This window comes from Streptococcus sp. sy010, assembly GCF_007859175.1.
In the GTDB taxonomy this organism is placed as follows: domain Bacteria; phylum Bacillota; class Bacilli; order Lactobacillales; family Streptococcaceae; genus Streptococcus.
Map to the genome: position 1 here is coordinate 134,423 of NZ_VOHO01000001.1, position 23,455 is coordinate 157,877.

The 23,455-nt window shown below is 38.6% G+C and carries 21 protein-coding genes; all 21 read left to right on the forward strand.

What is annotated here, in order from left to right; all coding sequences use genetic code 11:
- The first annotated feature begins 18 nt into the window (after positions 1-18).
- Positions 19-765, forward strand: coding sequence for a 2-keto-4-pentenoate hydratase (locus FRX51_RS00755; RefSeq protein WP_146494981.1), 747 nt, complete (start codon positions 19-21; stop codon positions 763-765).
- Between the two features lie 178 nt (positions 766-943).
- Entirely contained in the window at positions 944-1,735 is a 792-nt protein-coding gene (locus FRX51_RS00760) for an enoyl-CoA hydratase (RefSeq protein WP_146494983.1), read from the forward strand.
- A gap of 90 nt (positions 1,736-1,825) precedes the next feature.
- Positions 1,826-2,260 carry a MarR family winged helix-turn-helix transcriptional regulator gene (locus FRX51_RS00765; RefSeq protein ID WP_146494985.1) on the forward strand — a complete coding sequence of 145 codons (435 nt, stop codon included), beginning with the start codon at positions 1,826-1,828 and terminating at the stop codon, positions 2,258-2,260.
- Positions 2,260-3,234 (forward strand): beta-ketoacyl-ACP synthase III, encoded by a 975-nt coding sequence (locus FRX51_RS00770; protein WP_146494987.1) that lies wholly within the window; start codon positions 2,260-2,262, stop codon positions 3,232-3,234. Before FRX51_RS00765 ends, FRX51_RS00770 begins: the two co-directional genes overlap by 1 nt.
- A gap of 62 nt (positions 3,235-3,296) precedes the next feature.
- On the forward strand, positions 3,297-3,521 hold the full coding sequence (locus tag FRX51_RS00775) for an acyl carrier protein (protein ID WP_146494989.1): 225 nt from the start codon (positions 3,297-3,299) through the stop codon (positions 3,519-3,521).
- A 93-nt stretch (positions 3,522-3,614) separates the two neighbouring features.
- Positions 3,615-4,580 carry an enoyl-[acyl-carrier-protein] reductase FabK gene (gene fabK / locus FRX51_RS00780; protein WP_146494991.1) on the forward strand — a complete coding sequence of 322 codons (966 nt, stop codon included), beginning with the start codon at positions 3,615-3,617 and terminating at the stop codon, positions 4,578-4,580.
- Position 4,581: 1 nt separating this feature from the next.
- Positions 4,582-5,511, forward strand: coding sequence for an ACP S-malonyltransferase (gene fabD, locus FRX51_RS00785; protein ID WP_146494993.1), 930 nt, complete (start codon positions 4,582-4,584; stop codon positions 5,509-5,511).
- Positions 5,512-5,514: 3 nt separating this feature from the next.
- Positions 5,515-6,252: a 3-oxoacyl-[acyl-carrier-protein] reductase gene (gene fabG, locus FRX51_RS00790; RefSeq protein WP_146494994.1), complete on the forward strand. Its 738-nt coding sequence runs from the start codon at positions 5,515-5,517 to the stop codon at positions 6,250-6,252.
- Positions 6,253-6,294: 42 nt separating this feature from the next.
- A complete protein-coding gene (fabF, locus tag FRX51_RS00795; RefSeq protein ID WP_146494996.1) occupies positions 6,295-7,527 on the forward strand; it encodes a beta-ketoacyl-ACP synthase II in 1,233 nt (410 codons plus the stop codon).
- A gap of 1 nt (position 7,528) precedes the next feature.
- The gene (gene accB, locus FRX51_RS00800) at positions 7,529-7,996 is read left to right on the forward strand and encodes an acetyl-CoA carboxylase biotin carboxyl carrier protein (RefSeq protein ID WP_146494998.1); all 468 of its coding nucleotides are present in this window, start codon (positions 7,529-7,531) and stop codon (positions 7,994-7,996) included.
- Entirely contained in the window at positions 7,993-8,415 is a 423-nt protein-coding gene (gene fabZ, locus FRX51_RS00805) for a 3-hydroxyacyl-ACP dehydratase FabZ (RefSeq protein WP_146495000.1), read from the forward strand. The genes accB and fabZ overlap by 4 nt, the downstream gene beginning before the upstream one ends.
- A gap of 31 nt (positions 8,416-8,446) precedes the next feature.
- A complete protein-coding gene (locus FRX51_RS00810) occupies positions 8,447-9,817 on the forward strand; it encodes an acetyl-CoA carboxylase biotin carboxylase subunit (protein ID WP_146495002.1) in 1,371 nt (456 codons plus the stop codon).
- An 8-nt stretch (positions 9,818-9,825) separates the two neighbouring features.
- Positions 9,826-10,692 (forward strand): acetyl-CoA carboxylase, carboxyltransferase subunit beta, encoded by an 867-nt coding sequence (gene accD, locus FRX51_RS00815; RefSeq protein ID WP_146495005.1) that lies wholly within the window; start codon positions 9,826-9,828, stop codon positions 10,690-10,692.
- A complete protein-coding gene (locus FRX51_RS00820; protein ID WP_146495007.1) occupies positions 10,689-11,459 on the forward strand; it encodes an acetyl-CoA carboxylase carboxyl transferase subunit alpha in 771 nt (256 codons plus the stop codon). Before accD ends, FRX51_RS00820 begins: the two co-directional genes overlap by 4 nt.
- Before the next feature lie 88 nt (positions 11,460-11,547).
- Complete coding sequence (gene rlmD, locus FRX51_RS00825) at positions 11,548-12,903, forward strand: 23S rRNA (uracil(1939)-C(5))-methyltransferase RlmD (protein ID WP_146495009.1); 1,356 nt, start codon at positions 11,548-11,550, stop codon at positions 12,901-12,903.
- Positions 12,904-12,935: 32 nt separating this feature from the next.
- Positions 12,936-13,574 (forward strand): HNH endonuclease family protein, encoded by a 639-nt coding sequence (locus FRX51_RS00830; RefSeq protein WP_261379772.1) that lies wholly within the window; start codon positions 12,936-12,938, stop codon positions 13,572-13,574.
- 215 nt (positions 13,575-13,789) lie between these two features.
- Positions 13,790-15,037 carry an MFS transporter gene (locus FRX51_RS00835; RefSeq protein ID WP_146495011.1) on the forward strand — a complete coding sequence of 416 codons (1,248 nt, stop codon included), beginning with the start codon at positions 13,790-13,792 and terminating at the stop codon, positions 15,035-15,037.
- Between the two features lie 50 nt (positions 15,038-15,087).
- Positions 15,088-16,038 (forward strand): YafY family protein, encoded by a 951-nt coding sequence (locus tag FRX51_RS00840; RefSeq protein ID WP_146495013.1) that lies wholly within the window; start codon positions 15,088-15,090, stop codon positions 16,036-16,038.
- Between the two features lie 71 nt (positions 16,039-16,109).
- The gene (locus tag FRX51_RS00845; protein ID WP_186627071.1) at positions 16,110-18,761 is read left to right on the forward strand and encodes an AAA family ATPase; all 2,652 of its coding nucleotides are present in this window, start codon (positions 16,110-16,112) and stop codon (positions 18,759-18,761) included.
- A 1-nt stretch (position 18,762) separates the two neighbouring features.
- Positions 18,763-19,293 (forward strand): hypothetical protein, encoded by a 531-nt coding sequence (locus FRX51_RS00850; RefSeq protein ID WP_146495015.1) that lies wholly within the window; start codon positions 18,763-18,765, stop codon positions 19,291-19,293.
- An 86-nt stretch (positions 19,294-19,379) separates the two neighbouring features.
- The gene (locus tag FRX51_RS00855) at positions 19,380-23,306 is read left to right on the forward strand and encodes an ATP-dependent DNA helicase (RefSeq protein WP_146495017.1); all 3,927 of its coding nucleotides are present in this window, start codon (positions 19,380-19,382) and stop codon (positions 23,304-23,306) included.
- The last annotated feature ends 149 nt before the right edge of the window (positions 23,307-23,455 follow it).

The window sequence follows — 23,455 nt, forward strand, 5'->3', positions numbered from 1 at the left end:
AAATGAAGGAGTATTCTTATGACAACAGTTGAAAAATTATACCAAGCCTATAAAACCAATCAACCATTACCCTTGGGACAGGTTGAAGCGACAACTAAGGAAGAAGCCTATGCTATCCAAGACGGTGTTCTTGCTCTTAAAGAAGCAGATGGTCAAACACTCAAAGGGTATAAAATCAGCTTAACTAGTCAAAAGACACAGGATCTTTTCAACAGTGATTCGCCGCTTTATGGTGGGATGACGGATGTTACTGTGAAACACACTTACTCCCTAAAAGATTACAATCAGCCGCTTTTAGAGTTGGAATTGGTCTTTTTGACAGAAGACGAATTGTTGCCGACGGATTCTTTGGAAGAGTTAATGGCTAAGTGTAAGGTGGCACCAGGTTTAGAAGTGCCAGATGCGCGTTATCAAGATTGGTTCCCTAAAGCTAGCCTGTATGAGGTTATCGCTGATGGTGCCGTGAATGGTGGTGTGGCTTATGGGGAAGCTAAGACAGTGAGCTTGGAAGATATTGCAGATGTGGCAGGTCAACTTTTCTTTAATGATGAGTTGGTAACTGAAGGACGTTCGACAGAAGTTTTGGGACATCCTGTTCATTCACTTAAATGGTTGGTTGATACCCTAGCTGAACATGGCAAGACTCTCCCGGCAGGCATGTTTGTTTCATCAGGGACTTTTGTAATGCCAGTTAAGTTAGAAGTTGGAACATATAAGGCAGTTTATGACAATCTTGGTTCAGTTGAGCTAGTTGTGACAGAATAAGATTTTGAAAAATCATAAAAATAGCAAGTGTTGATAAAACACTTGCTATTTTTGTTTGATAACTAAATAATTTTATTGTAAAACTTTTTTCTTGCCAATTTTTATTTTTTAATGTAAAATAAGGTTAATCTGAAAAATGGTTTGAAAATCAAATCATTTTAAGGGAAAGGAGGAAGAGATGACCTATAAGGGAATTATTTATACGGTGGAAGATCAAGTGGCGACACTTACTTTTAATCGTCCAGACGTTTCTAACGGTTTTAACATTCCTATGTGTCAGGAAATTTTGGATGTTTTAGATAAAGTGGCTCAAGATGATCAGATCAGCCTCCTAGTGATTAAGGCCAACGGCAAAGTGTTTTCAGTCGGTGGTGATTTGGTTGAAATGCAACGAGCTGTTGAGGCAGACGATGTGCAATCCTTGGTGTTGATTGCTGATTTGGTTAATCAGATTTCATTTGCGATTAAAAAATTACCCAAGCCAGTCATCATGAGTATTGATGGTGCGGTGGCTGGTGCGGCAGCTAATATAGCTGTTGCTGCAGATTTTGTGATTGCAAGCGAGCAAACCAAATTCATTCAAGCCTTTGTCAATGTTGGCTTGGCTCCAGATGCGGGCGGCTTATTTTTGATGACACGAGCGATTGGAGCAAACAGAGCAACCCAATTAGCCATGACTGGTGAGGGTTTGTCGGCTGAAAAAGCTCTTGATTATGGTATTGTCTATCGGATGTGTTCGGCTGATAAATTGGAAAAAACCACCGCTCAGTTGATTAAAAAACTCTTGCGTGGCTCTATCAATTCCTATCGAGCCATCAAAGAGATGGTTTGGGCTTCTGAATTTCAAGATTGGCAGGCCTATACTAAGTTAGAATTAGACTTGCAAGAGAACTTGGCATTCAAAGAAGACTTCAAAGAGGGGGTTCGTGCCTATGCCGAACGTCGTCGTCCACGATTTACAGGTCAATGATTTTTGGCAAACCATAGCACATAGTTGCTTATGATTAGAAAAGTTGGTATAATTTGAGAGTCAAATTTTGTCAAAAATCAGGAGATCAGCATGGAATACGATCAAATAAACGAATACCTTGTTAATATTTTTAATCGGATTCTAATTATTGAAGAGACGAGTCTGCGAACCAGTCAATTCAATGATGTTTCTCTCAAAGAAATGCACACGATTGAAATTATTGGCAAAGACTCTCAAGTAACACCGAGTGATATTGCGCGTGAGCTGATGGTCACATTGGGAACAGTCACGACCAGTTTGAACAAACTTGAAAAAAAGGGGTATGTTCAACGGACCAGATCTGATGTCGATCGACGAGTGGTTTATCTTAGTCTAACAAAAAAAGGGAGATTACTGAATCGTCTGCATGCCAAATTCCACAAGTCCATGGTCACTCACATCATTGAGGACCTTGATCCAGCTGAGATTGATGTTTTGACTCGAGGTTTGGGCAATCTTCATCAATTTTTGGAGGATTTAGTCTAATGGTTTTTGCAAAAATTAGTCAGGTTGCTCATTATGTACCTGATCAAATCGTGACGAATGATGATCTTTCTCAGATTTTGGAAACCAGTGATGAGTGGATTCGTTCACGCACTGGGATTACGCAGAGACGTATTAGTCGAGAACAGTCAACCAGTGATTTGGCTTTAGAAGTGGCTAAGCAGCTTTTAGCCAAGGCAAACTTGGATCCTTTGGAGCTTGACTTTGTTATTGTAGCAACGATTACTCCTGACTCTCTTATGCCGTCAACGGCTGCTCGAGTTCAGGCTGGTTTGGCTGCTAAAAATGCTTTTGCTTTTGACTTGACGGCGGCGTGTAGTGGGTTCACCTTTGCTTTGTCGATGGGACAAAAGTTAATCGAATCTGGGGCTTATGCTAAGGGCTTGATTTTAGGGGCAGAAACCTTGTCCAAGGTGCTAGATTGGTCGGATCGCAGCACGGCTGTTTTATTTGGTGATGGGGCAGGTGGGGTACTGTTAGAACAATCTGACACCAAGCATTTTTTGGCTGAATCACTGAATTCTGATGGTAGTCGTGGTCAAGGTCTGGTATCTAGTGTGACCGCTTTGAACTCGCCGTATTCCATTAAAGAAAAAAATCAACCCTATTTGACCATGGATGGTCGAGCTATTTTCGATTTTGCTATTCGTGATGTGTCAAAAAGCATTATGACTTTGCTTGATAGCTCGGCGATTGACAAAAATCAGATAGATTATTTGTTGTTACATCAAGCTAATCGTCGTATCTTGGAGAAAATGTCTAAGAAGATGGGGATTGCTTTGGAGAAATTTCCAGCGAATATGATGTCTTATGGTAATACCAGTGCAGCCAGTATTCCGATTTTATTATCAGAATGTGTGGCAGATGGTCGTATCAGATTGGATGGGACACAGACCATTCTTTTGTCGGGCTTCGGTGGAGGTTTGACATGGGGAAGTCTAATTGTTAAAATGTAGTTATTAAAACTTGTGCCTAGCACAAGGTGAATTTATTATTTATTTTAAGGAGAAATAGAAACATGGCAGTATTTGAAAAAGTACAAGAAATTATCGTTGAAGAACTTGGTAAAGAGACAGAAGAAGTAAAATTGGAAACAACTTTCGATGACTTGGATGCTGATTCATTAGATGTCTTCCAAGTAATTTCAGAAATCGAAGATGCTTTTGACATTCAAATCGAAACGGAAGAAGGTCTTAACACAGTTGGCGACCTAGTTGCTTATGTAGAAGAAAAAACTAAATAAGGTGGTTTAAGAATATTCTAATTTTAGAGTATTCTTAAATCTTATCTATATAGTTTGATAATCAAATTATCGATTGAGGGTTAATGTTACAAGATGAAAACAAGAATTACTGACTTACTAAAGATTAAATATCCGATTTTTCAAGGTGGTATGGCTTGGGTTGCTGATGGCGATTTGGCTGGAGCAGTATCAAATGCCGGTGGTTTAGGAATCATTGGTGGTGGTAATGCCCCTAAAGAAGTGGTTAAAGCTAATATTGATCGTGTTAAAGAAATTACAGATAAACCGTTTGGAGTGAATATCATGCTGCTCTCTCCTTTTGCTGATGACATTGTTGATTTGGTCATTGAAGAAGGGGTTAAGGTCGTAACAACTGGGGCAGGTAATCCTGGTAAATACATGGAACGATTCCATGAAGCAGGGATTGTGGTTATTCCAGTGGTTCCAAGCGTAGCTCTGGCGAAACGTATGGAAAAATTAGGAGCAGACGCTGTTGTAGCCGAAGGTATGGAAGCAGGTGGTCATATCGGTAAATTAACAACCATGGCCTTGGTTCGTCAGGTTGCCGCTGCGGTTAATATTCCAGTCATTGCTGCAGGAGGTATTGCTGATGGTTACGGAGTTGCGGCTGCCTTTATGCTAGGAGCTGAGGCTGTTCAGGTAGGCACACGTTTTGCAGTTGCCAAAGAGTCTAATGCTCATCAAAATTTTAAGAACAAGATTCTTAAAGCCAAGGATATTGATACGGTTGTGTCAGCTTCCATTGTGGGACATCCTGTGCGTGCCATTAAAAATAAACTGTCAACCACCTATGCCAAGGCCGAGCAAGATTATATGCGTGGTCTAAAAGATGAGCAAGAAATCGAAGAATTGGGAGCGGGTGCCTTGCGTAATGCGGTGGTTGATGGTGATGTGGATTTTGGTTCAGTTATGGCAGGTCAAATTTCAGGGTTGATTGATAAGGAAGAAACTTGTGAAGCCATTTTGAAAGATCTCTATTATGGTGCGGCAGATATTATCCAAATGCAAGCTAGTCGCTGGTCAGATGTGGAGAAGTAGTATGGGAAAGACAGCCTTTTTATTCGCTGGTCAAGGAGCACAAAAGCTAGGTATGGCTTATGACCTGTTCCAAAAATACGCTTGTGTTCGGGAAACCTTTGCCCAGGCCAATGATATTTTGGGTTATGATTTACGATTTTTAATTGATTGTGAAGAAGACAAGTTACATCAAACCCGTTATACTCAACCGGCTATTTTCACAACTTCAGTAGCGATTTTTCGCTTGTTGCAAGAACAAGGTCTTTCAGCTGATATGGTAGCTGGTCTGTCTTTGGGTGAATATTCAGCCTTGGTGGCTTCAGGTGCTTTGTCATTTGAAGAGGCTTTACCTTTGGTTGCTAAACGAGGACAATTGATGGAAACAGCTGTTCCCAAAGGGATTGGTAAGATGGTAGCCGTCTTAAACACACCAATAGACGTTATCGAAGAAGCCTGTCGTCAAGGGTCAGTCAAAGGAGTGGTTAGCCCTGCCAATTACAATACACCCAATCAAATCGTCATTGGTGGTCATACTGAAGCGGTTAATGAAGCTGTAGAATTACTAAAAAACGAAGGGGTCAAACGTTTAATACCTCTCAATGTATCTGGTCCTTTCCATACTGCCTTACTTGAGCCTGCCAGTCAAGAACTAGCCAAGGTACTTGAAATCGTCTCTTTTTCTGACTTTGCTATTCCTTTGATTGGCAATACAGAAGCCAAGGTGATGGAACAATCACAGATCAAATCACTCTTGACACGTCAGGTTATGGAACCTGTGCGTTTCTATGACTCGATTAAAACCATGATAGCTATGGGAGCGACTCGTTTTATTGAGATTGGTCCAGGTCAGATTTTGAGTGGCTTTATTAAGAAGATTGACAAGCAACTCATGTCAGCTCCTGTAGAAGACGAGGCTAGCTTCAGGCAACTATTGACCAAAATGGAGGGTTAATAAATGAATGTACAAGGAAAAAATGTTTTTATAACGGGTTCAAGCCGTGGTATCGGCTTGGCGATTGCTCATCGTTTTGCTAGTCTTGGGGCTAATGTAATTTTGAACGGTCGTCGTCCAATTTCAGCTCAACTTTTAGAAGAGTTTGAGGCTTATAAGGTTAAGGTCTTGGCGATTTCTGGTGATGTGGCTGATGGAGTAGATGCGAAACGAATGATTGAAGAAGCTATTGCTAGTTTGGGTAGCGTTGATATTTTGGTCAATAATGCAGGCATAACCAAGGACAAATTGATGTTGAAGATGACAGAAGATGACTTTGAAGCTGTCTTGAAAATCAATCTGACTGGGGCATTTAACATGACACAATCGGTCCTAAAACAGATGACAAAAGCTCGTCAAGGTGCTATTATTAACATATCAAGTGTGGTTGGGTTGACTGGTAATATTGGTCAAGCTAATTACGCAGCGTCCAAGGCTGGCTTGATTGGTTTTACCAAGTCGGTTGCTCGTGAAGTTGCTGGTCGTGGCATTCGTGTTAATGCGGTGGCACCAGGTTTTATTGAGTCAGATATGACAGATGCTATGGCAGATAAGGTCAAGGAAATAGCTCTTACTCAAATTCCTATGAAACGGATTGGTAAGCCAGAAGAAGTGGCAAGTTTAGTGACTTTTTTGGCAGAACAAGAGTATCTAACAGGTCAAGTCCTTGCTATTGACGGTGGCATGACCATGCAAGGCTAAGGATAGTCTAGCCCCTAATAAAAGAAACTAAAAGGTAAAGAAATGACAGTTAATCGAGTTGTAGTAACAGGTTATGGTGTGACCTCACCGATTGGAAATACACCTGAGGAATTTTGGAAGAGTTTAGAAACTGGTCAAATTGGGATTGGTCCCATTACGCGTTTTGACACATCAGAGCTTCCTGTTCACAATGCAGGTGAAATTAAGGATTTTCCCTTTGATAAGTATTTTGTTCGCAAGGACAAAAATCGGATGGACATGTATTCTATCTACGCTATTTATGCAACCTTAGAAGCCTTGGAGAATGCTGGGTTAGACATGGCTAGTATCAACAGTGAACGCACAGGTGTCATTGTGTCGTCTGGTATCGGTGGCCTTCAAGAAATGCAGGAGCAAATCATTCGTTTGCATGAAAAAGGGATGAAACGCATTCAGCCGATGTTTGTGCCAAAAGCACTGTCTAATATGGCAGCAGGAAATATTGCTCTTCGCATTGGTGCTCAAGGTGTTTGTAAATCAATTACCACTGCTTGTGCTTCAGCCAATGATGCCATTGGTGAAGCCTTTCGTGAGATTAAATTCGGCTTGCAAGATGTGGTCTTAGCGGGTGGTGCAGAAGCGACCATCAATGAAATTGGTATCGGTGGCTTTAATGCCTTGACAGCCCTATCAACAACAGAAGATCCTACTCGTTCGTCTATTCCATTTGACAAGGATCGTAATGGTTTTGTTATGGGCGAAGGTGCAGGTGTCTTGGTGCTTGAAAGTCTTGAACATGCTCAAAAACGTGGAGCAACCATCCTGGCTGAAGTCGTTGGCTACGGTAATACCTGTGATGCCTATCATCAAACCAGTCCATCACCAGACGGTTCTGGAGCAGCTAGGGCTATGCGTTTAGCGATTGAAGAGGCTGGTATTACAGCATCAGATGTGGATTATGTCAACGCCCACGGGACCTCAACACCGGCTAATGAAAAAGGCGAAAGCCAAGCCATCGTTGCAGTGGTCGGTCGTCAAGTTCCTGTATCGTCAACCAAGTCCTTTACAGGTCACTTACTTGGAGCAGCAGGTGGGGTGGAAGCCATTGCAACCATTGAAGCCATGCGTCATGGTTTTATTCCCATGACAGCTGGTACACAAGAACTATCAGAAGATATTGAGGCAAATGTCGTTTATGATCAAGGCCAAGAGGCAGAAATTAAGTATGCCTTGTCAAACACTTTTGGTTTTGGTGGTCATAATGCGGTAACCGCCTTTAAGCGTTGGGAGGATTAAGGTGAATATTGCAGAAATCAAAGATTTGATGGCACAATTTGACCAATCAAGTCTAAAAGAATTTACATATCGTAATGGTTCAGACGAGCTAAGCTTTAGTAAAAATGATATTAAAGTCACTGCCAATCAAGTTGTTCAACCAGTAGAAGAAGTAAAATCAGTGCCTGCTCAAGAGGTTCAACAACCAGTTGCTGAAACGGCAGAAGAAGCAGTTGTTACAGCAGAATTTGCAGAGGGTGACGTTGTTGAAAGTCCCTTGGTTGGTGTGGCTTACCTGGCCCCATCTCCAGACAAGCCAGCCTTTGTTTCTGTTGGCGATCGTGTCACCAAAGGACAAACCCTACTGATTATTGAAGCCATGAAAGTCATGAATGAAGTGCCTGCACCATGTGATGGTGTGGTGACTGAAATTTTGGTTACTAATGAAGAAGTGATTGAATTTGGTAAAGGATTGGTACGCATTAAATGATTGATATTAAAGCGATTCAAGAAGCCCTACCTCATCGCTATCCCTTTCTGTTAGTGGATCGTGTTTTAGAGGTCAGAGAAGATGAAATTGTTGCTCTAAAAAATGTGACCATCAATGAACCTTTTTTTCAAGGGCATTTTCCAAACTATCCTGTCATGCCAGGTGTCTTGATTATGGAAGCCTTAGCTCAGACAGCAGGTGTCTTAGAATTATCCAAAGCAGATAATCAAGGCAAGCTAGTCTTTTATGCAGGTATGGATAAGGTCAAATTCAAAAAACAGGTGGTTCCAGGAGATCAGCTCATCATGACAGCTAAATTTATCAAGCGTCGTGGTACCATTGCAGTGGTTGAAGCCAAGGCTGAAGTTGATGGTCAATTAGCAGCCAGTGGTGTTTTGACCTTTGCAATTGGTGGTTAATCAAAGATAAAAAGAGAGGGAGTTATCCTCCATGTTAAAAAAACTATTGATTGCTAACCGTGGTGAGATTGCCGTGCGAATTATTCGTGCAGCAAGAGAATTAGGAATTGCTACGGTAGCAGTGTATTCAGAAGCGGATAAAGATTCGTTGCATACGATTTTGGCTGACGAGGCTATTTGTATTGGACCAGCCAAGTCAACGCATTCTTATCTCAATATGAACAGTGTCTTATCAGCAGCTATTGTGACTGGGGCAGAAGCCATTCATCCAGGGTTTGGTTTTTTGAGTGAAAACGCTAAATTCGCTACTATGTGTGAAGAGATGAACATCAAGTTTATTGGGCCAAGTGCTTTAGTCATGGAGAAGATGGGCGATAAAATCAATGCTCGTAAGGAAATGCTAAAAGCCAATGTGCCAGTAATCCCTGGTTCAGAAGGTGAAGTCACAACAAGTGAAGAGGCACTCCAAATTGCAGAAAGTGTTGGCTATCCAGTTATGTTAAAAGCCTCTGCAGGCGGTGGTGGTAAGGGAATTCGTAAGGTTAGTTATAAAGAAGACTTGGTGGCTGCCTTTGAATCAGCTTCCCAGGAAGCCCTAGCAGCCTTTGGCAATGGGGCCATGTATATCGAAAAAGTGGTCTATCCAGCCCGTCATATTGAGGTACAAATCTTAGGCGATAGCTATGGCAATATTGTTCATTTGGGTGAGCGTGACTGTTCTTTACAACGAAATAATCAAAAAGTGTTAGAAGAAAGCCCGTCGATTGCCATTGGTCAAACTTTACGTCAGCAAATGGGAGAAGCTGCAGTAAGGGCTGCCAAGGCCGTTTCTTATGAAAATGCAGGAACGATTGAGTTCCTTTTGGATGAATCATCAGGTCAATTCTTCTTTATGGAGATGAATACCCGCGTTCAAGTGGAGCATCCCGTTACCGAGTTTGTCACAGGTATTGATATTGTCAAGGAACAAATCAAAATCGCTGCTGGGCAACCCTTGAGCGTCAGTCAAGATGAAATTCGCTTGACGGGTCATGCTATTGAATGTCGTATTAACGCTGAAAATCCAGCCTTTAACTTTGCACCAAGCCCAGGTAAGATTACAGACCTTTATTTACCAAGTGGCGGAGTAGGTGTGCGAGTGGATTCGGCAGTTTATCAAGGTTACACGATTCCTCCCTACTATGACAGCATGATCGCTAAGGTCATTGTTCATGGGGATAATCGTTTTGATGCTTTGATGAAGATGCAGCGTGCTTTATACGAGTTAGAGATTGAAGGTGTGGTAACCAATAGTGATTTTCAGCTTGATTTAATTTCCGACAAGCGTGTGATTGCAGGGGATTATGACACATCTTTCTTGATGGAAACCTTTTTGCCTGCTTACAATCAAAAGGATAATTAGGAGGTCTTATGGCTTTATTTAGTAAAAAAGATAAATCTATTCGTATCAGTCCTAACCGTTCCTTGCGTCAAAAACAAACTCGTGATGTGCCAGAAGTTCCAGATGAGCTATTTGCCAAGTGTCCGTCTTGTAAGCATATCATCTACCAAAAAGATTTGGGAGTGGCAAAGATTTGTCCTTCTTGTGGTTATAATTTTCGGATTTCAGCCCAAGAACGTCTAGCTTTAACAGTGGATGAGGGGACTTTTGAAGAGTTGTTTACTGGCTTGGAAACGACTAATCCCTTAAATTTTCCAAATTATGATGAGAAATTACGTCAGGTTCGTGAAGCTACAGGTCTTGATGAGGCCGTGGTGACTGGTCTTGCTAAGATTAAGGGGCAAGAATTAGCCTTGGCAATCATGGATGCTCGCTTTATCATGGCTAGCATGGGGACGGTTGTCGGTGAAAAGATAACAAGATTGTTTGAACTAGCTACTAAGCAAGGTTTGCCAGTTGTGATTTTTACAGCCTCTGGCGGAGCTAGGATGCAAGAGGGAATTATGAGTTTGATGCAGATGGCTAAAATCTCAGCAGCAGTCAAACGACATTCTAATGCCGGTCTTTTTTACCTGACAGTTCTAACGGACCCAACGACTGGTGGCGTAACAGCTAGTTTTGCCATGGAAGGGGATATTATTCTGGCTGAACCTCAGGCTTTGATTGGTTTTGCTGGTCGCCGTGTCATTGAAACGACGGTGCGTCAAACCTTGCCAGAAGATTTTCAAAAAGCAGAGTTTCTCTTGGCGCATGGTTTTGTTGATGCCATTGTGCCAAGAATGGACTTGCGTGAACGAATTGCCAAATTGCTAGCCTTTCATGGAGGTGTCAAATGAGTCGAGTTGCAAGAATTGTAAAAGAAGCCAGAGACCAAAGTCGATTGACAGCCCTTGATTACGCCCACCAAGTATTTGATGACTTTATGGAATTACATGGGGATCGTCAGATGGCTGATGATGGCGCTGTTATTGGTGGCTTGGCTTATTTGGCAGGTCGTCCAGTGACGGTGATTGGGATTCAAAAAGGGAAGAATCTACAGGATAATCTGAATCGTCGTTTTGGTCAACCCAATCCAGAAGGCTACCGTAAAGCACTGCGTCTGATGAAACAAGCCGAAAAATTTGGTCGTCCTGTCATTACCTTTATCAATACCGCAGGTGCTTATCCAGGTATTGAAGCTGAAGAACGTGGTCAAGGCGAAGCGATTGCTAGAAATTTGATGGAAATGAGTGACCTCAAAGTGCCAATTATCGCTGTGATTATTGGTGAGGGTGGCTCAGGTGGTGCCTTAGCCCTAGCAGTTGCTGACCGTGTTTGGATGTTGGAACACACCATTTATGCGGTACTCAGCCCAGAAGGTTTTGCCTCTATCTTATGGAAAGACGGTACACGAGCTAATGAAGCGGCTGAGTTAATGAAAGTTACAGCAGCTGAACTGCTTCAGATGAAAGTAATTGATAAGATTATTGCAGAGCATGGTTATTTTACCAGTGAGATCTTGGACTTTTTAAAAGCTAGTTTGATTGAAGAATTGGATTATCTGACAAAATTACCAGTGGCACAATTGTTAGAAGAACGTTATCAACGCTTTAGAAAATATTAAGAGAGGTTGGCAGAGCCAGCCTTTTCTTCTTGACGTAAAAGTCTTTTTGATTTTATGCTATAATAAGGGGAAGTAAAAGGAGAAAAAAATGCAAAAAAATGATATTATCCGTGTTCAAGTGACTGATTTGAGCCATGACGGTTTGGGTGTGGTTAGACATGAAGGCAAGGTCTTTTTTGTGGATAATGCTCTACCAAATGAAGAAATTGACATGCGAATCTTGAAATTAGCTAAGAATATTTCTTATGGAAAAGTTGAGCGTTGGATTAGTCAATCGCCCTATCGACAAGAGGACGTGGCTTTGGCTTATTTGCGAACAGGTATCGCGGATTTGGGGCATCTAGCCTATGATCAGCAGTTATTATTTAAGGCAGAACAAGTTAGAAAAAGTTTGTCGAAAATTGCAGGGCTTAAAGAGAGTCTGGTTCTAGATACCTTGGGTATGGAGAAACCCTTGGCTTATCGTAATAAGGCTCAAGTTCCTGTTCGTCGTGTCAATGGTCAGCTAGAAACAGGTTTCTTCCGTAAGCAATCACATGACTTGATTCCACTGTCTGATTATTACATTCAACATCCAGAGATTGACCAATTGATTAATACGACCCGTGATTTATTGCGTCGTTTGGACTTAAAAGCCTATGATGAAGAGGCTCATACAGGATTGATTCGTCATATTTTGGTAAGACGTGGGCATTACTCAGGTCAGCTCATGTTGGTCTTGGTGACGACTCGTCCTAAGATTTTTCGTATTGAGCAATTGATTGAACACTTGACGAAATCTTTTCCGAATTTGGTGTCGATTATTCAAAACATCAACGATCAAAAGACCAATGTGATTTTAGGTAAAGAGTTTCGCACCTTGTATGGTTCGCTGACCATTAGCGATCAACTACTAGGCAACCATTATGAAATTTCAGCCCAGTCTTTCTATCAGGTTAATACCCCTATGGCTGAAAAACTGTATCAAACAGCTATTGAATTTGCTGATTTGACGCCGAGTGATGTGGTCATTGATGCCTACTCAGGTATTGGAACGATTGGCTTATCTTTTGCCAAACATGTTAAGGCAGTCTATGGTGTCGAAGTTGTTGAGCAAGCCGTAGAGGATGCCAAAGCCAATGCCAAACGTAACGACATTAGTAACGCTCATTATCAGGTAGGGCCTGCTGAAAAAGTCATGTCCCAGTGGTTAAAAGATGGTCTTGTAGCAGATGTGATTATTGTTGACCCACCACGCAAGGGCTTAACAGAAAGTTTCATTGAGGCAAGTAGCCAAATGGGAGCTAAAACGATTGTCTATATCTCTTGTAACCCAGCGACCATGGCGCGTGATATCAAGCACTATCACCAATTAGGCTACCAACTCATCAAAAGCCAACCAGTTGATCTATTTCCACAGACGCATCATGTGGAGGTGGTCAGTTTATTGGAGAATAAGGTTTAAAATTATTAATTTTTTGATAGGAGTGACTTATTTTGAATACACAAATACTTCTAAAGATACTTTATGATGAATATATTATTTCGGATATGAGAAAAAAAGTTGGAGATTTTTGTGTCACTAACTGTGATGATTATATTATAAAATATTTACATAAGCATTATAATATATATGATAAATATGTCACTCCAAAAATTCATAATTTTTATGATAATCATAAAAAATTTACTCGTTTTGTATTGGTTTCTATATCAATAGAATATGCTTTAGATAATATTAAAGAAGATGATATTAAAAAGCTATTAGATGAATATAAATTTAACCAATCATTGGAATGGCAAATTGAACATATCGTTCCTAGGTCACAAAGATATAATCAATTTAATCATGAAAATTCTAAATTAATAAATAATATAGGTAATCTAGCATTATTGACTAAAGACACAAATACTAGAATTAGCAATAAATCATTTTATCAAAAGAGACAAGGAATTAGTCATAAGGAATTAGAACTAAAAGTAAATGAGGTGTTTCAAATTGATAAAGTTAATATTTCAAAAATAGATATACGTGAAAGAGAACAAGTTCTAAATAGTTATATATTTGATATTTTTATCAAAGATAATGGTGATAGACTGAGAAGGATGTTAGAAAAAATTGAGGACTATTACTAGTCTAATAAAGCTATTTTTAATGGTTAAGCTATTTGTAATAATTTATATAAAAAATATAATAGTTATTTAGTGACTTCTTTTAAGTATGTTTGTGAGTATTGTAAAGTTTAAAATGGTAGTTTTTGTTTTCAATGAGATTGTATAGTAATTATAATGAATAAAAAAACCGATGAGAGGAGTTGTCAGATTTGTAAAATATTCGACAGTAGAAACAGATGAAAAAAATCTTACGAAACAGATTATACATGAAAATTTTAATGTCAGATTTGGTATCCAATTTTGGCGATGCCGTGTACTATCTCGCCTTGATGACTTATATTACTGAGATTAAGAATGGTAGTTTGGCCGTATCTGCTATCAACCTTTCAGAAACCTTGCCGATATTGTTTACCATACTGTTTGGTTTTCTGGCAGATAGAACCATGAATAAGGTCGGGATGATTATTAAAACCTTATGGCTAAGGATGTTATTGTATCTGGCAGTTGCAGTTGCCATGACCTTCCAACCGTCTTTAGTGATTGTCTTATTTGCTAGTTTGGTGAATTTCGTGTCGGATATTTTAGGGCAGTATGAAAATGGTTTGTTTTATCCAATTTCTAATCAAATCATAGAGGAAGCAGATAGAGAAGAAGCGATTGCTTTTAGGCAAACACTGACATCAGCTTTAGCTATTATGTTTCAAGTTACAGGTGTTCTCTTGCTTACTCTTATAAGTTATGCAAGTTTAGCCATGCTCAATGCCTTGAGTTTTTTATGCAGTCTTTTGATTATCTTATCGGTAAAAAATCAACTGACTCATGCTTCTAGTGAGAAAAACTTGAGTGCAATCAAATTAAATACCATCGTTTCGGACTTGGTGTTAGATTTGAAATTATCGGTTAGGCAGTTGTTTTCGATAAAAGACATGAAAAGTGTTTTGCTGACGATTCCGATTCTCAATGGAAGTTTAGCCATTATGACTTCCTTAGTGGTCATCAATCTCTCTCAGACGCCTACTTTGATTTTGTTCAATAAGGCCACGACCATTTCACTTTTAGGGATAAGTACTGTTTTAGGTGGGATTTTAGGTGGAGCCTTGGTTTTGACAAATAATTATTTCAAAGGTCTGTCCATATCAATCCTGTTAAAAATCAATCTTTTCTTCGTCGTAGGCTTCTTTGTGGCACTTTATTTGCAAAATATAGTTGGCATTTTACTCATGTCTTTTCTGTCAAGCCTGTTTGTGAGTGCCTTAAACCCCAAAATGGGAGCAGTTGTTTTCAATAATATTGAAGAAGATAAATTGGCGACAATTTTTGGTGGTATGGTAACCTATTTTCAAGTTGGAGATATTATTTCAAAATTATCTTTTTCGATTCTAGTTTTATACTTATCTTCGCAACAAATTAGTATTGTTTATCTTTCAATTCTTTTAGTGGCTTTGTTTTATCTCTTTTCTGATAAAAAATCAGTGCCCAAATGATAAGAACAGTTTCATGATATAATAGTAAAAAAGTGGATAAGGATGGCATGATGAAAGAGGCAGAACGTATTTTGATGATTTTTCTACGCCTTCAAGCAGGCGAATATTTAAGTAAATCACAATTAGCTAGAGAATTTGGTGTCAGTACAAAAACCATACAGAGAGATTTCTCCTTTTTAGAAGGTTTTATTGAGTCCCAGTCTTACTTTTCTGGGGAGCTTATCTATAATCACAGTAACCATAAAAGACAACTGAAGAAAGCGTCCCAATTTAATAAAAAAGAGATTCTCGTTATTTCAAAGATTTTATTAGAAAATAGAGCCTTAAATAAAGAAGAAAACAATGCCTTGTTGGATGGCTTGTTAGCCCTGCTTTCTAAAAGTGACCAGAAAGAAATTGAACAAATCATAGCATCAGAAAAATTGAATTATGCTCCCTTACAAGACCAGCAACATCGTATTGATAAGGTTTGGATTTTCTCAGAATACATTCGTCAAGAGCAGATGATTGAATTTGACTATGCTTCACCGTATAGTAAAAAGGTAAAGAAACACACGGTTTTGTTATCATCTCTTTATTATGATGATCATTATTTTTATCTAAAAGGATTCGATATGGAGAAAGAGAAATATCTGGATTTTAGATTAGATCGGGTGCAGTCGTGGCAAAATTCTGATGTTGATAAGCCCAAAATAGATTATCGTCATCGTTACAAAGATGGCGAACATCGAAACTTGAAAGTTGATGCTTTTTCACGTAAACCTATGACCTTTACCATTAACTATACAATCGATAAAAATATTATTTTGGATAAGTTTCCTAATGCCAAAGTAGTCAAAGAAGATGATAAGGGATATGAAATTGTTATTGAAAGTCAAAATACGCTGGGTCTGAAAAGATATATTATTAGTCAGTTGGATGTTTTGACGGTCTTATCACCTCAATCTTTTGTTGATGAGATCAAAGATATGTTAGAAAAAATGCAAAAAAATTATGATTAGGTAAAGCGTGGACGCGAGATGTCCACGCTTTGTTTTATAATTGACTTATCAAATGTAAGGGAGCGATGATAATGCAAGAAAGACAAACAACGATTTCACATAAATTTAGCAGACAGTTAAAGGCTGCGATGGTCAAATTAGAAGACTTAGTTTCTCATAAATCATATAAGGTTATCGAAACTCAGGATATCATGATGGCAGTGTTGTCAGTTGTTGACACAGGATTTGCTTATGCTCTGGGTTATCATTCGCTGACAAGAACTAAGCTACAAACAGAACTGGATAAGAGTGTTCTTGTAGAAGAGCGGACTATTTTTGATATGACTGATGAAACGTTTGAAGGGTATCGAAAAAAACAAGAAATTAAAAAGCAAGTGATTCAAACTCCAGTAGAACTTATTGTCGAAAAATCATCTGATTGTTTTTTGGCAGAGTGTGACAGCTACCCTATATCAGAGTATGTGAAACAGATTTTTGATTTCGCAGAAGAAATGCGTCAGCAAAATGCCCCAGATGGTGTCATAGATTCTTACTGGTTATTGGTTGGTATTAGCCAGTCATTTGCCACCAACGCTTACCATATTATTTACAAACAGCATCTATTGACTGGTGATAATGTTTATAGCGACCAAACCTTAGATGCTATCTTCACGTCAAGAAAGTATAATTACAGAGAATTTACAGATGGTAAGGCAGAAAAAGAACGAGGGTTGAAGAACCGAATTGCTTCGAATATTTCAAATAAACTGTCTGATCCCAACTATTCTTTACTTCAAGATATTGCGACAGATATTACACTCAAAGCGAAAAATTCAGAGCTGATGGAAGTCATTGGTAGGGATGACGAAATTAGAAAAGTAGAGATTGCCCTAACTCGTCGAGATAAGAATAATGCTGTCTTACTTGGAGAAGGTGGTGTTGGTAAGTCGGCGATTGTGGATGGGATAGCTATGAGGATCGCAGCTGGTCAGGTGGCTTCTTTAGCAGGCAAACGAATTTTACAATTTAGTCTGAATGATTTATATGCCGTTTTATCTGGCGATTACAACAAGGGAATTTTACGATTTATTGAAGAAATGAAACGTGAAAAAGATGTCATCTTATTTGTTGATGAAATTCACATGTTAGGTCGTGTGAAATATTTAACAGACGCCTTCAAGCCAATCATGGCAAGAGGAGATTTTAGAATTATTGGTGCAACGACACCTACAGAATGGGATGTGTATCTTTCAGATGACTCTGCCTTGGTTCGACGATTTGAACAAGTGATTGTTGATGAGCCTAGTATTGATGCTACCATTACTATTGTTAAAAAGGCATCCCCTGTGTATGAAAATTTTCATCGTGCTAATTTTGAAGGCGAAAGTATTGAGTTGGCTGTCCGTCTAGCTAAAAAGTATTTGCCTAAGGAAAAACTCCCAGATTCTGCTTTTACCGTAATTGATAATGCGGGAGCTATGGTCAGGATTGAGGCTGAGCAAGGCGTTGATATATTGGAAGAATACCAAAAGCAAGTCGATGAACTGAAAGCGAAACTGGAGGCTGCTCAAGCGATTGAATATAATGAAGTTGAAGAAAATAGGATTCGTCAAGAACTAGACAAACTGGTGAGTGAATTTCAGAAATCACGCAATAATCTTACGCCACAAACTTATTCTTTAAAAATTGATGAAACAGTTATTAAAAAGGTGGTTGAGCAAAAATCAGGTCAGACAGTAAAACCAGAAGATATGATAGTTGGTAAATTTGCAGAAGAACAGGAGCGAATTCGACTGTCCAGGTTGAAAGAAACCTTAGCACAAAAAGTCATTGGCCAGTCGGCTGCGACCGATGTGGTTGCTGAGGCAGTTATTCGTGCTAAGACAGGCTTTAGAAATCCTAAACGTCCAGTAGGTGTCTTTCTCTTCCTTGGAACTAGCGGTGTGGGTAAAACAGAAACGGCTAAGGTTCTGTCTGAGGAGTTGACAGGTCATAGTCGCGATTTGATTAGATTTGATATGTCTGAATATCAGCAGGAACATGAAGTATCCAAACTAATCGGATCTCCTCCGGGTTATGTTGGTTATAAAGAAGGTGGTCAACTCACCTCTGCTGTTCAGACCAATCCTAACTCAGTACTTCTTTTTGATGAAATTGAAAAGGCACATCCTAAGGTCTTTGACTTGATGTTACAGGTGTTTGATGATGGTCATTTGACAGATAATAGCGGTCGAAAAGTTGATTTTTCAAATACCTTGATTATTTTGACCTCCAATCTAGGTTTAGCTGCCTTGAAACAAGATAAGACAGTGGGATTTGGTCGCAAACAATCATCAGAACTTGAAGAAGATAGTATTCGTCAGCACATGATGGAGGCTGTTGGGCAGTTTTTCAGACCAGAATTGTTAAATCGAATTGATGAGATTGTAACGTTTAAGCCGTTTAGTGAGGCATCACTTTTGAAAATTACTAAATTATTACTTGACCAAGAAATTGAGCTAATCAAAGAACAAGGTTATCATCTAGAGTTTACAAAAGGAGCGGTAAAGTTAATTGCAAAATTAACCTATGACCCTAAAAATGGTGCCAGACCAATTAAGCGAGGAATTTCAAAATTAGTTGAAACGCCCTTGTCAGAAAAAATCATTCAAGGCTTGGTCGATAAAGGAGATAAGTTGCTAGTTGGTGTCAAAGGTGATGGGCTAAGCTTTAAAATTATCAAAAAAGAGAAAGAGGAGGGATAATATGGGATTGTCTCATGCTCCTGATTATACTTGGAGCGAGCACTTTTCAGACAGAGCTTTGGAAAGATTTGGTGTTGACTCGGACAGGCTGGCTAAGTGGGTTGCTCGGCAAATCAGTAGTTTAACCTTATACTCAACTGAAACGACGTCTTCGCCTGATGTGAAAAAATATGTCTCAGATGATGGTATTATCTTTGTTTGTGATACGGTTAAGCGAACTTTTGTCACTTGTTATGAAGCTAATGATATGCTAGCAGAAGGGCAGAAGATAACTATTCATGAATATAATGTGGAGTTATTTTCTAAGGAATTGACCAAGCTAGCTCATAAATATCGGCTTAAAGATTCTCAAGAAATGTTACTCAGCACCAAGGAACATTTAGAAGCATTTTACCAATTGGCTCATACCTTGATGGTTGGAAGGTTGACGGAGAAAAATTATCAACTATTATCTCAACTCATCGATGAATACCATGCTGTGAAAGCCGCGATGAAAGTTATTGAGCAAAAACGTGGAGATTTCAAATGCTAATCAGGTAGATGTCCTTAGTTGCTGAAATAATTAAAAAAATGATAAAATTATTTAAATTAAAAAATTAAATACAAAGGAGAAATAAAATGAATACAATTGATCTTAAACATAGTTATGAAGTAGAATTTGCAAAATTAAATCCGAAGCAAAAAGAAGCGGTTGAAACAGTTGAAGGTCCAGTGATGGTGATCGCTGGTCCAGGTACTGGTAAGACCCAGATTCTTTCTAGACGTGTGGCCAATATCTTGTTAAATCATAATGCGAATCCAGAAGATATTGTGTGCTTGACTTATACAGAAGCAGGAGCTTCTGAGATGTTGGATCGTTTGGAAAACTTACTTGGAGAGAGTGGAAGAAATGTTAGAGTGTCAACCATTCATGCTTTTTGTAGTGGATTGATTCTTGCCAATCCTGATTATTTTGAAAATCAGCCCAAAGTTATCTCCACTGCTGCCCAGTATGAAATTCTTAAAGAGATCATGGATGAGCATATCCAAGAAGGAGATGTGCTTTATAAGAATTCTGGATATAGATATTCATCAAAGGGGCCGTTGCTTGATTTGTTTTCAAGGATGAAACGCAATAATTTTAATGAAGATACGTTAAAAAATGAGATAACAAGCTACGTAGAGCAAATGAAAACATCCAGAGGAGAGGGAGAGTTTCATGGATTAGGTTATAAAAAAAGTGATAAATTAACTGCTAAAGGTGAAGCCTTAAAAACACGTTTAGAGAAGTCAATAGCAGGAGCTAGGCTCAATGAAATTTATATGGAAAAGCTAGCTGAGAAAAACTATTTTGACTTTGATGATATGATCCTATGGGTCAAAGCTTTGCTTGAAGAAAATACAGCCTTTCAACAGTTGGTTTCAGCTAGTATTAAGTATTTATTTGTTGATGAATTTCAAGATTCATCTGTTCTGCAAAATGAACTAATTGATTTATTAGTAGCCGGTCAAGAAAATCCTAATATTTTCGTAGTTGGAGATGATGATCAAAGTATCTACCGTTTCCAAGGAGTCAGTGCGACGAATATCGAAGATTTTAGTAAGAAATATCATCCAACTGAGATTGTGCTCGAAGAAAATTATCGTTCTTCTCAGGTGATTATTGACGCTGCCAAAGAGCTTATTCAAAACAATCCAAGAAAAGATAAGCAATTACAAGCAGCAGGTGCTAATAAAGACTACCTTCAAAAAGCACCGACCTTGACAAAGTATGAAACAGATGCGGCTGAAATGCGTGGTGTTCTAAATGATGTCAAAGAACTAATCGCACATGGAGTAGCACCCAAGGAAATTGGTATTATCTATGGCCGTAATAACTATGGAAAAAAATTGGCGAAACTGTTTAGACAGCAAGGTATTCCTGTCCATATTAAGATTGATGACGATTTATTTGCAGATGCGTTCTTTATCAAACTGTATTCGATGTTAAAATATCTTAATCGTCCAACTGCGAGTATGAGTGACTTTAGAAAACTGCTTTACTTTGATTTCTTCAATGTTTCACTAGAAGAGTTAGTCAACATTCGAGACGTCAAAACTAAAGAAGACCTGTCATCTCCTGATATTTTGACTATCTATAAAGAACTAGAAACCTTACGACAAAAAATCTTACGTGCCAAACAACCCCTTTCACCAGTCTATATTCTGCAACAAATCATAAAAATCTGTCACATCGACACCTATCTCATGCAATCATCTGACAAATATCATTTAGTGTCTGTTCTAACAACGCTTTATGAATTGATGCAACTCACACCAGAAATTAGTCTAGCCGAGTTTTTAGGTCGGATTACAGGATTACAGGAAATGAAAGTAGCATTGCCGATTAAGAGGCTTGAAACAAGTCCAGATAATTGTGTCAATTTGATGACTGCTCATGGTTCAAAAGGGTTGGAATTTGACCATGTCTTTATGATTAAGTGTAATGATGGAACTAAAAAGGACGAGAGATGGCCAGGAAAAGAGAATCACTCTAGTAGTTTTACTTATCCACCTAGCCTGAGTGATAAGAAAGATAATGAGACAGAACTCAAAGAGCAAGAAAATCGTCGATTGTTCTATGTAGCGATGACCAGAGCGAAAAAAGAATTAAACATTTCTTATAGCAATACTGGCACACATACACATTTTATTGATGAGTTTAAAGATTATTTAGTAGAAAGAACTGCCGTACCGGTGACTGAAGAGATGTCTAATCAGGTTGAAATTAGTCTTCCAGCCTTAACTGACCAGGTGCGAGAAACTATTACTTCAAACTTTAGTTTAAGCGTCAGTACCCTTAATAGTTTTTTGAAATGCCCACTGAGTTTTTATTTCAATAAAGGCCTTAGATTTTCAACTGAAAGTAATGAAGCCTTGGTGTTTGGAAATATTATCCATAGTACTTTAGAAAGTATCTATGTTTCAGACGGTGATGACTTGTCTGATTTATCTCCAAAAACTATTCGCTCTAAAGATGAAACCCTCAAATATTTTGAAGAAATTTTTGAACGTGAGTCACATCAGTTGCCAAGTAAGCGTGCTCGTCAAGACGATTACAAGCGTGGTATTTCTATTATCAACAATTTCTATCAGGCAAGTGACTATCTTAAGTCTGGACATGTTGCTATTGAAAAAAATATTGCTCATATTAAACTTGGTAATATCAAAAACACCAGTGTTGATTTGACCGAGGTGGCTGATTTTGAAATCAATGGTAAGATTGATAAACTTGAAATTGACGGTGATGTTATTCGTGTGATTGACTATAAAACTGGCAATCCAACTAACGCAACGAAAAAATTATCTGCACCAAGTGAAAAATCTCCACAAGGGGAAGATTATTGGCGTCAAGCGGTATTTTATTACATCCTTTTAACGCATTCAGATATCGATGTGACAGGTAAAGAGATCCAAGTACGTTATGTCTTTGTTGAAAATGAGAAAGACTCGAGAGGATTTTCTGAAAAGGATTGTTCTATTTCAGAACAAGATATGGACTTCCTTTTAGAACAAATCAAAACGACACTACTTGAGATGAAAGCTGGTGATTTCACTACTGGTTGTGGTATTTTGGAGGACGGAAATAATGGCATTTATCCATGTGAGTATTGTACTCAAGCAAGATTGAATATGCAGCCATTGGATAACCGTGAGGCTGTTGAACTTGCAAGTTATGATCAAGCAGTGAAGTCATTTAAGACCTTGAGTGTTAGCAATCTCAATCGTTATCGTCATTGTTCTAATAGTTTTTATTTTGATCATGTTTTGAAACTGACAACGGTTGCTGGGTTAAAACCAGCAGCGAAAGAATATGCTAGTAAGATTGCTGCTAAACATGCTCCAACAGGTCATGTATTTGGTACCGTTATGCATGAAACACTGGAACATATTTATCGTGATCATCTTGATTTAGCGGCTGCGATTGGAGTATTTGACGAATCTCTTAGTCGTCATGAATCTAACATCATTGATACCATGAATGCTAGTGACATGAAAAAATATGGTCATCAATTGCTTAATAATTTATTTGATACTTATATTCCAAATAGTTGTAAAGACGTTGAGTTAGAAAAAGAAATCCAAGTTACACTTGAAGATAACTTACAAATTAACGGTATTATTGATAAACTAGAGTTCGATGGTGATATTATTCGAGTAGTCGATTATAAAACAGGTTCTGCTCAACATGGTGTCGAAGAGTTAGAAACTGGTGGTGACTACTGGCGTCAAGCAGTCTATTATAATATCTTGCTTGAGGAAAGCACAGCTATTGATACAGGTGGTAAAACGATCGAAACACGCTATATTTTCCTAGATGATGATCGTCAAGAAACAGGTTATTCAATTCATGACTTAACTGTCACATCAGAAGATATTGAGATAGTAAAACAAGACATTAAAGATTTTTGGCAAGCTATCCGTAAAGGACAATTTAAGAATGGTTGTCAAAAAGATGATTGTGATTTCTGTAAATTAGGTTGTTATGTAGATTTTGACTTGATTTCTAGCAATCGAAGTAATTAGACACACAAATTATCTAAAAATAAGTAGGTACGGATAAGTACCTGCTTTTTTTAATAGAGACTTTCAATTATTTATATAATTTGAGTGGGATTTTATAAAGAGGCTAACAATAAAAAAGCGTTTTTTTTAATTTTCACCAAGTTTAACGC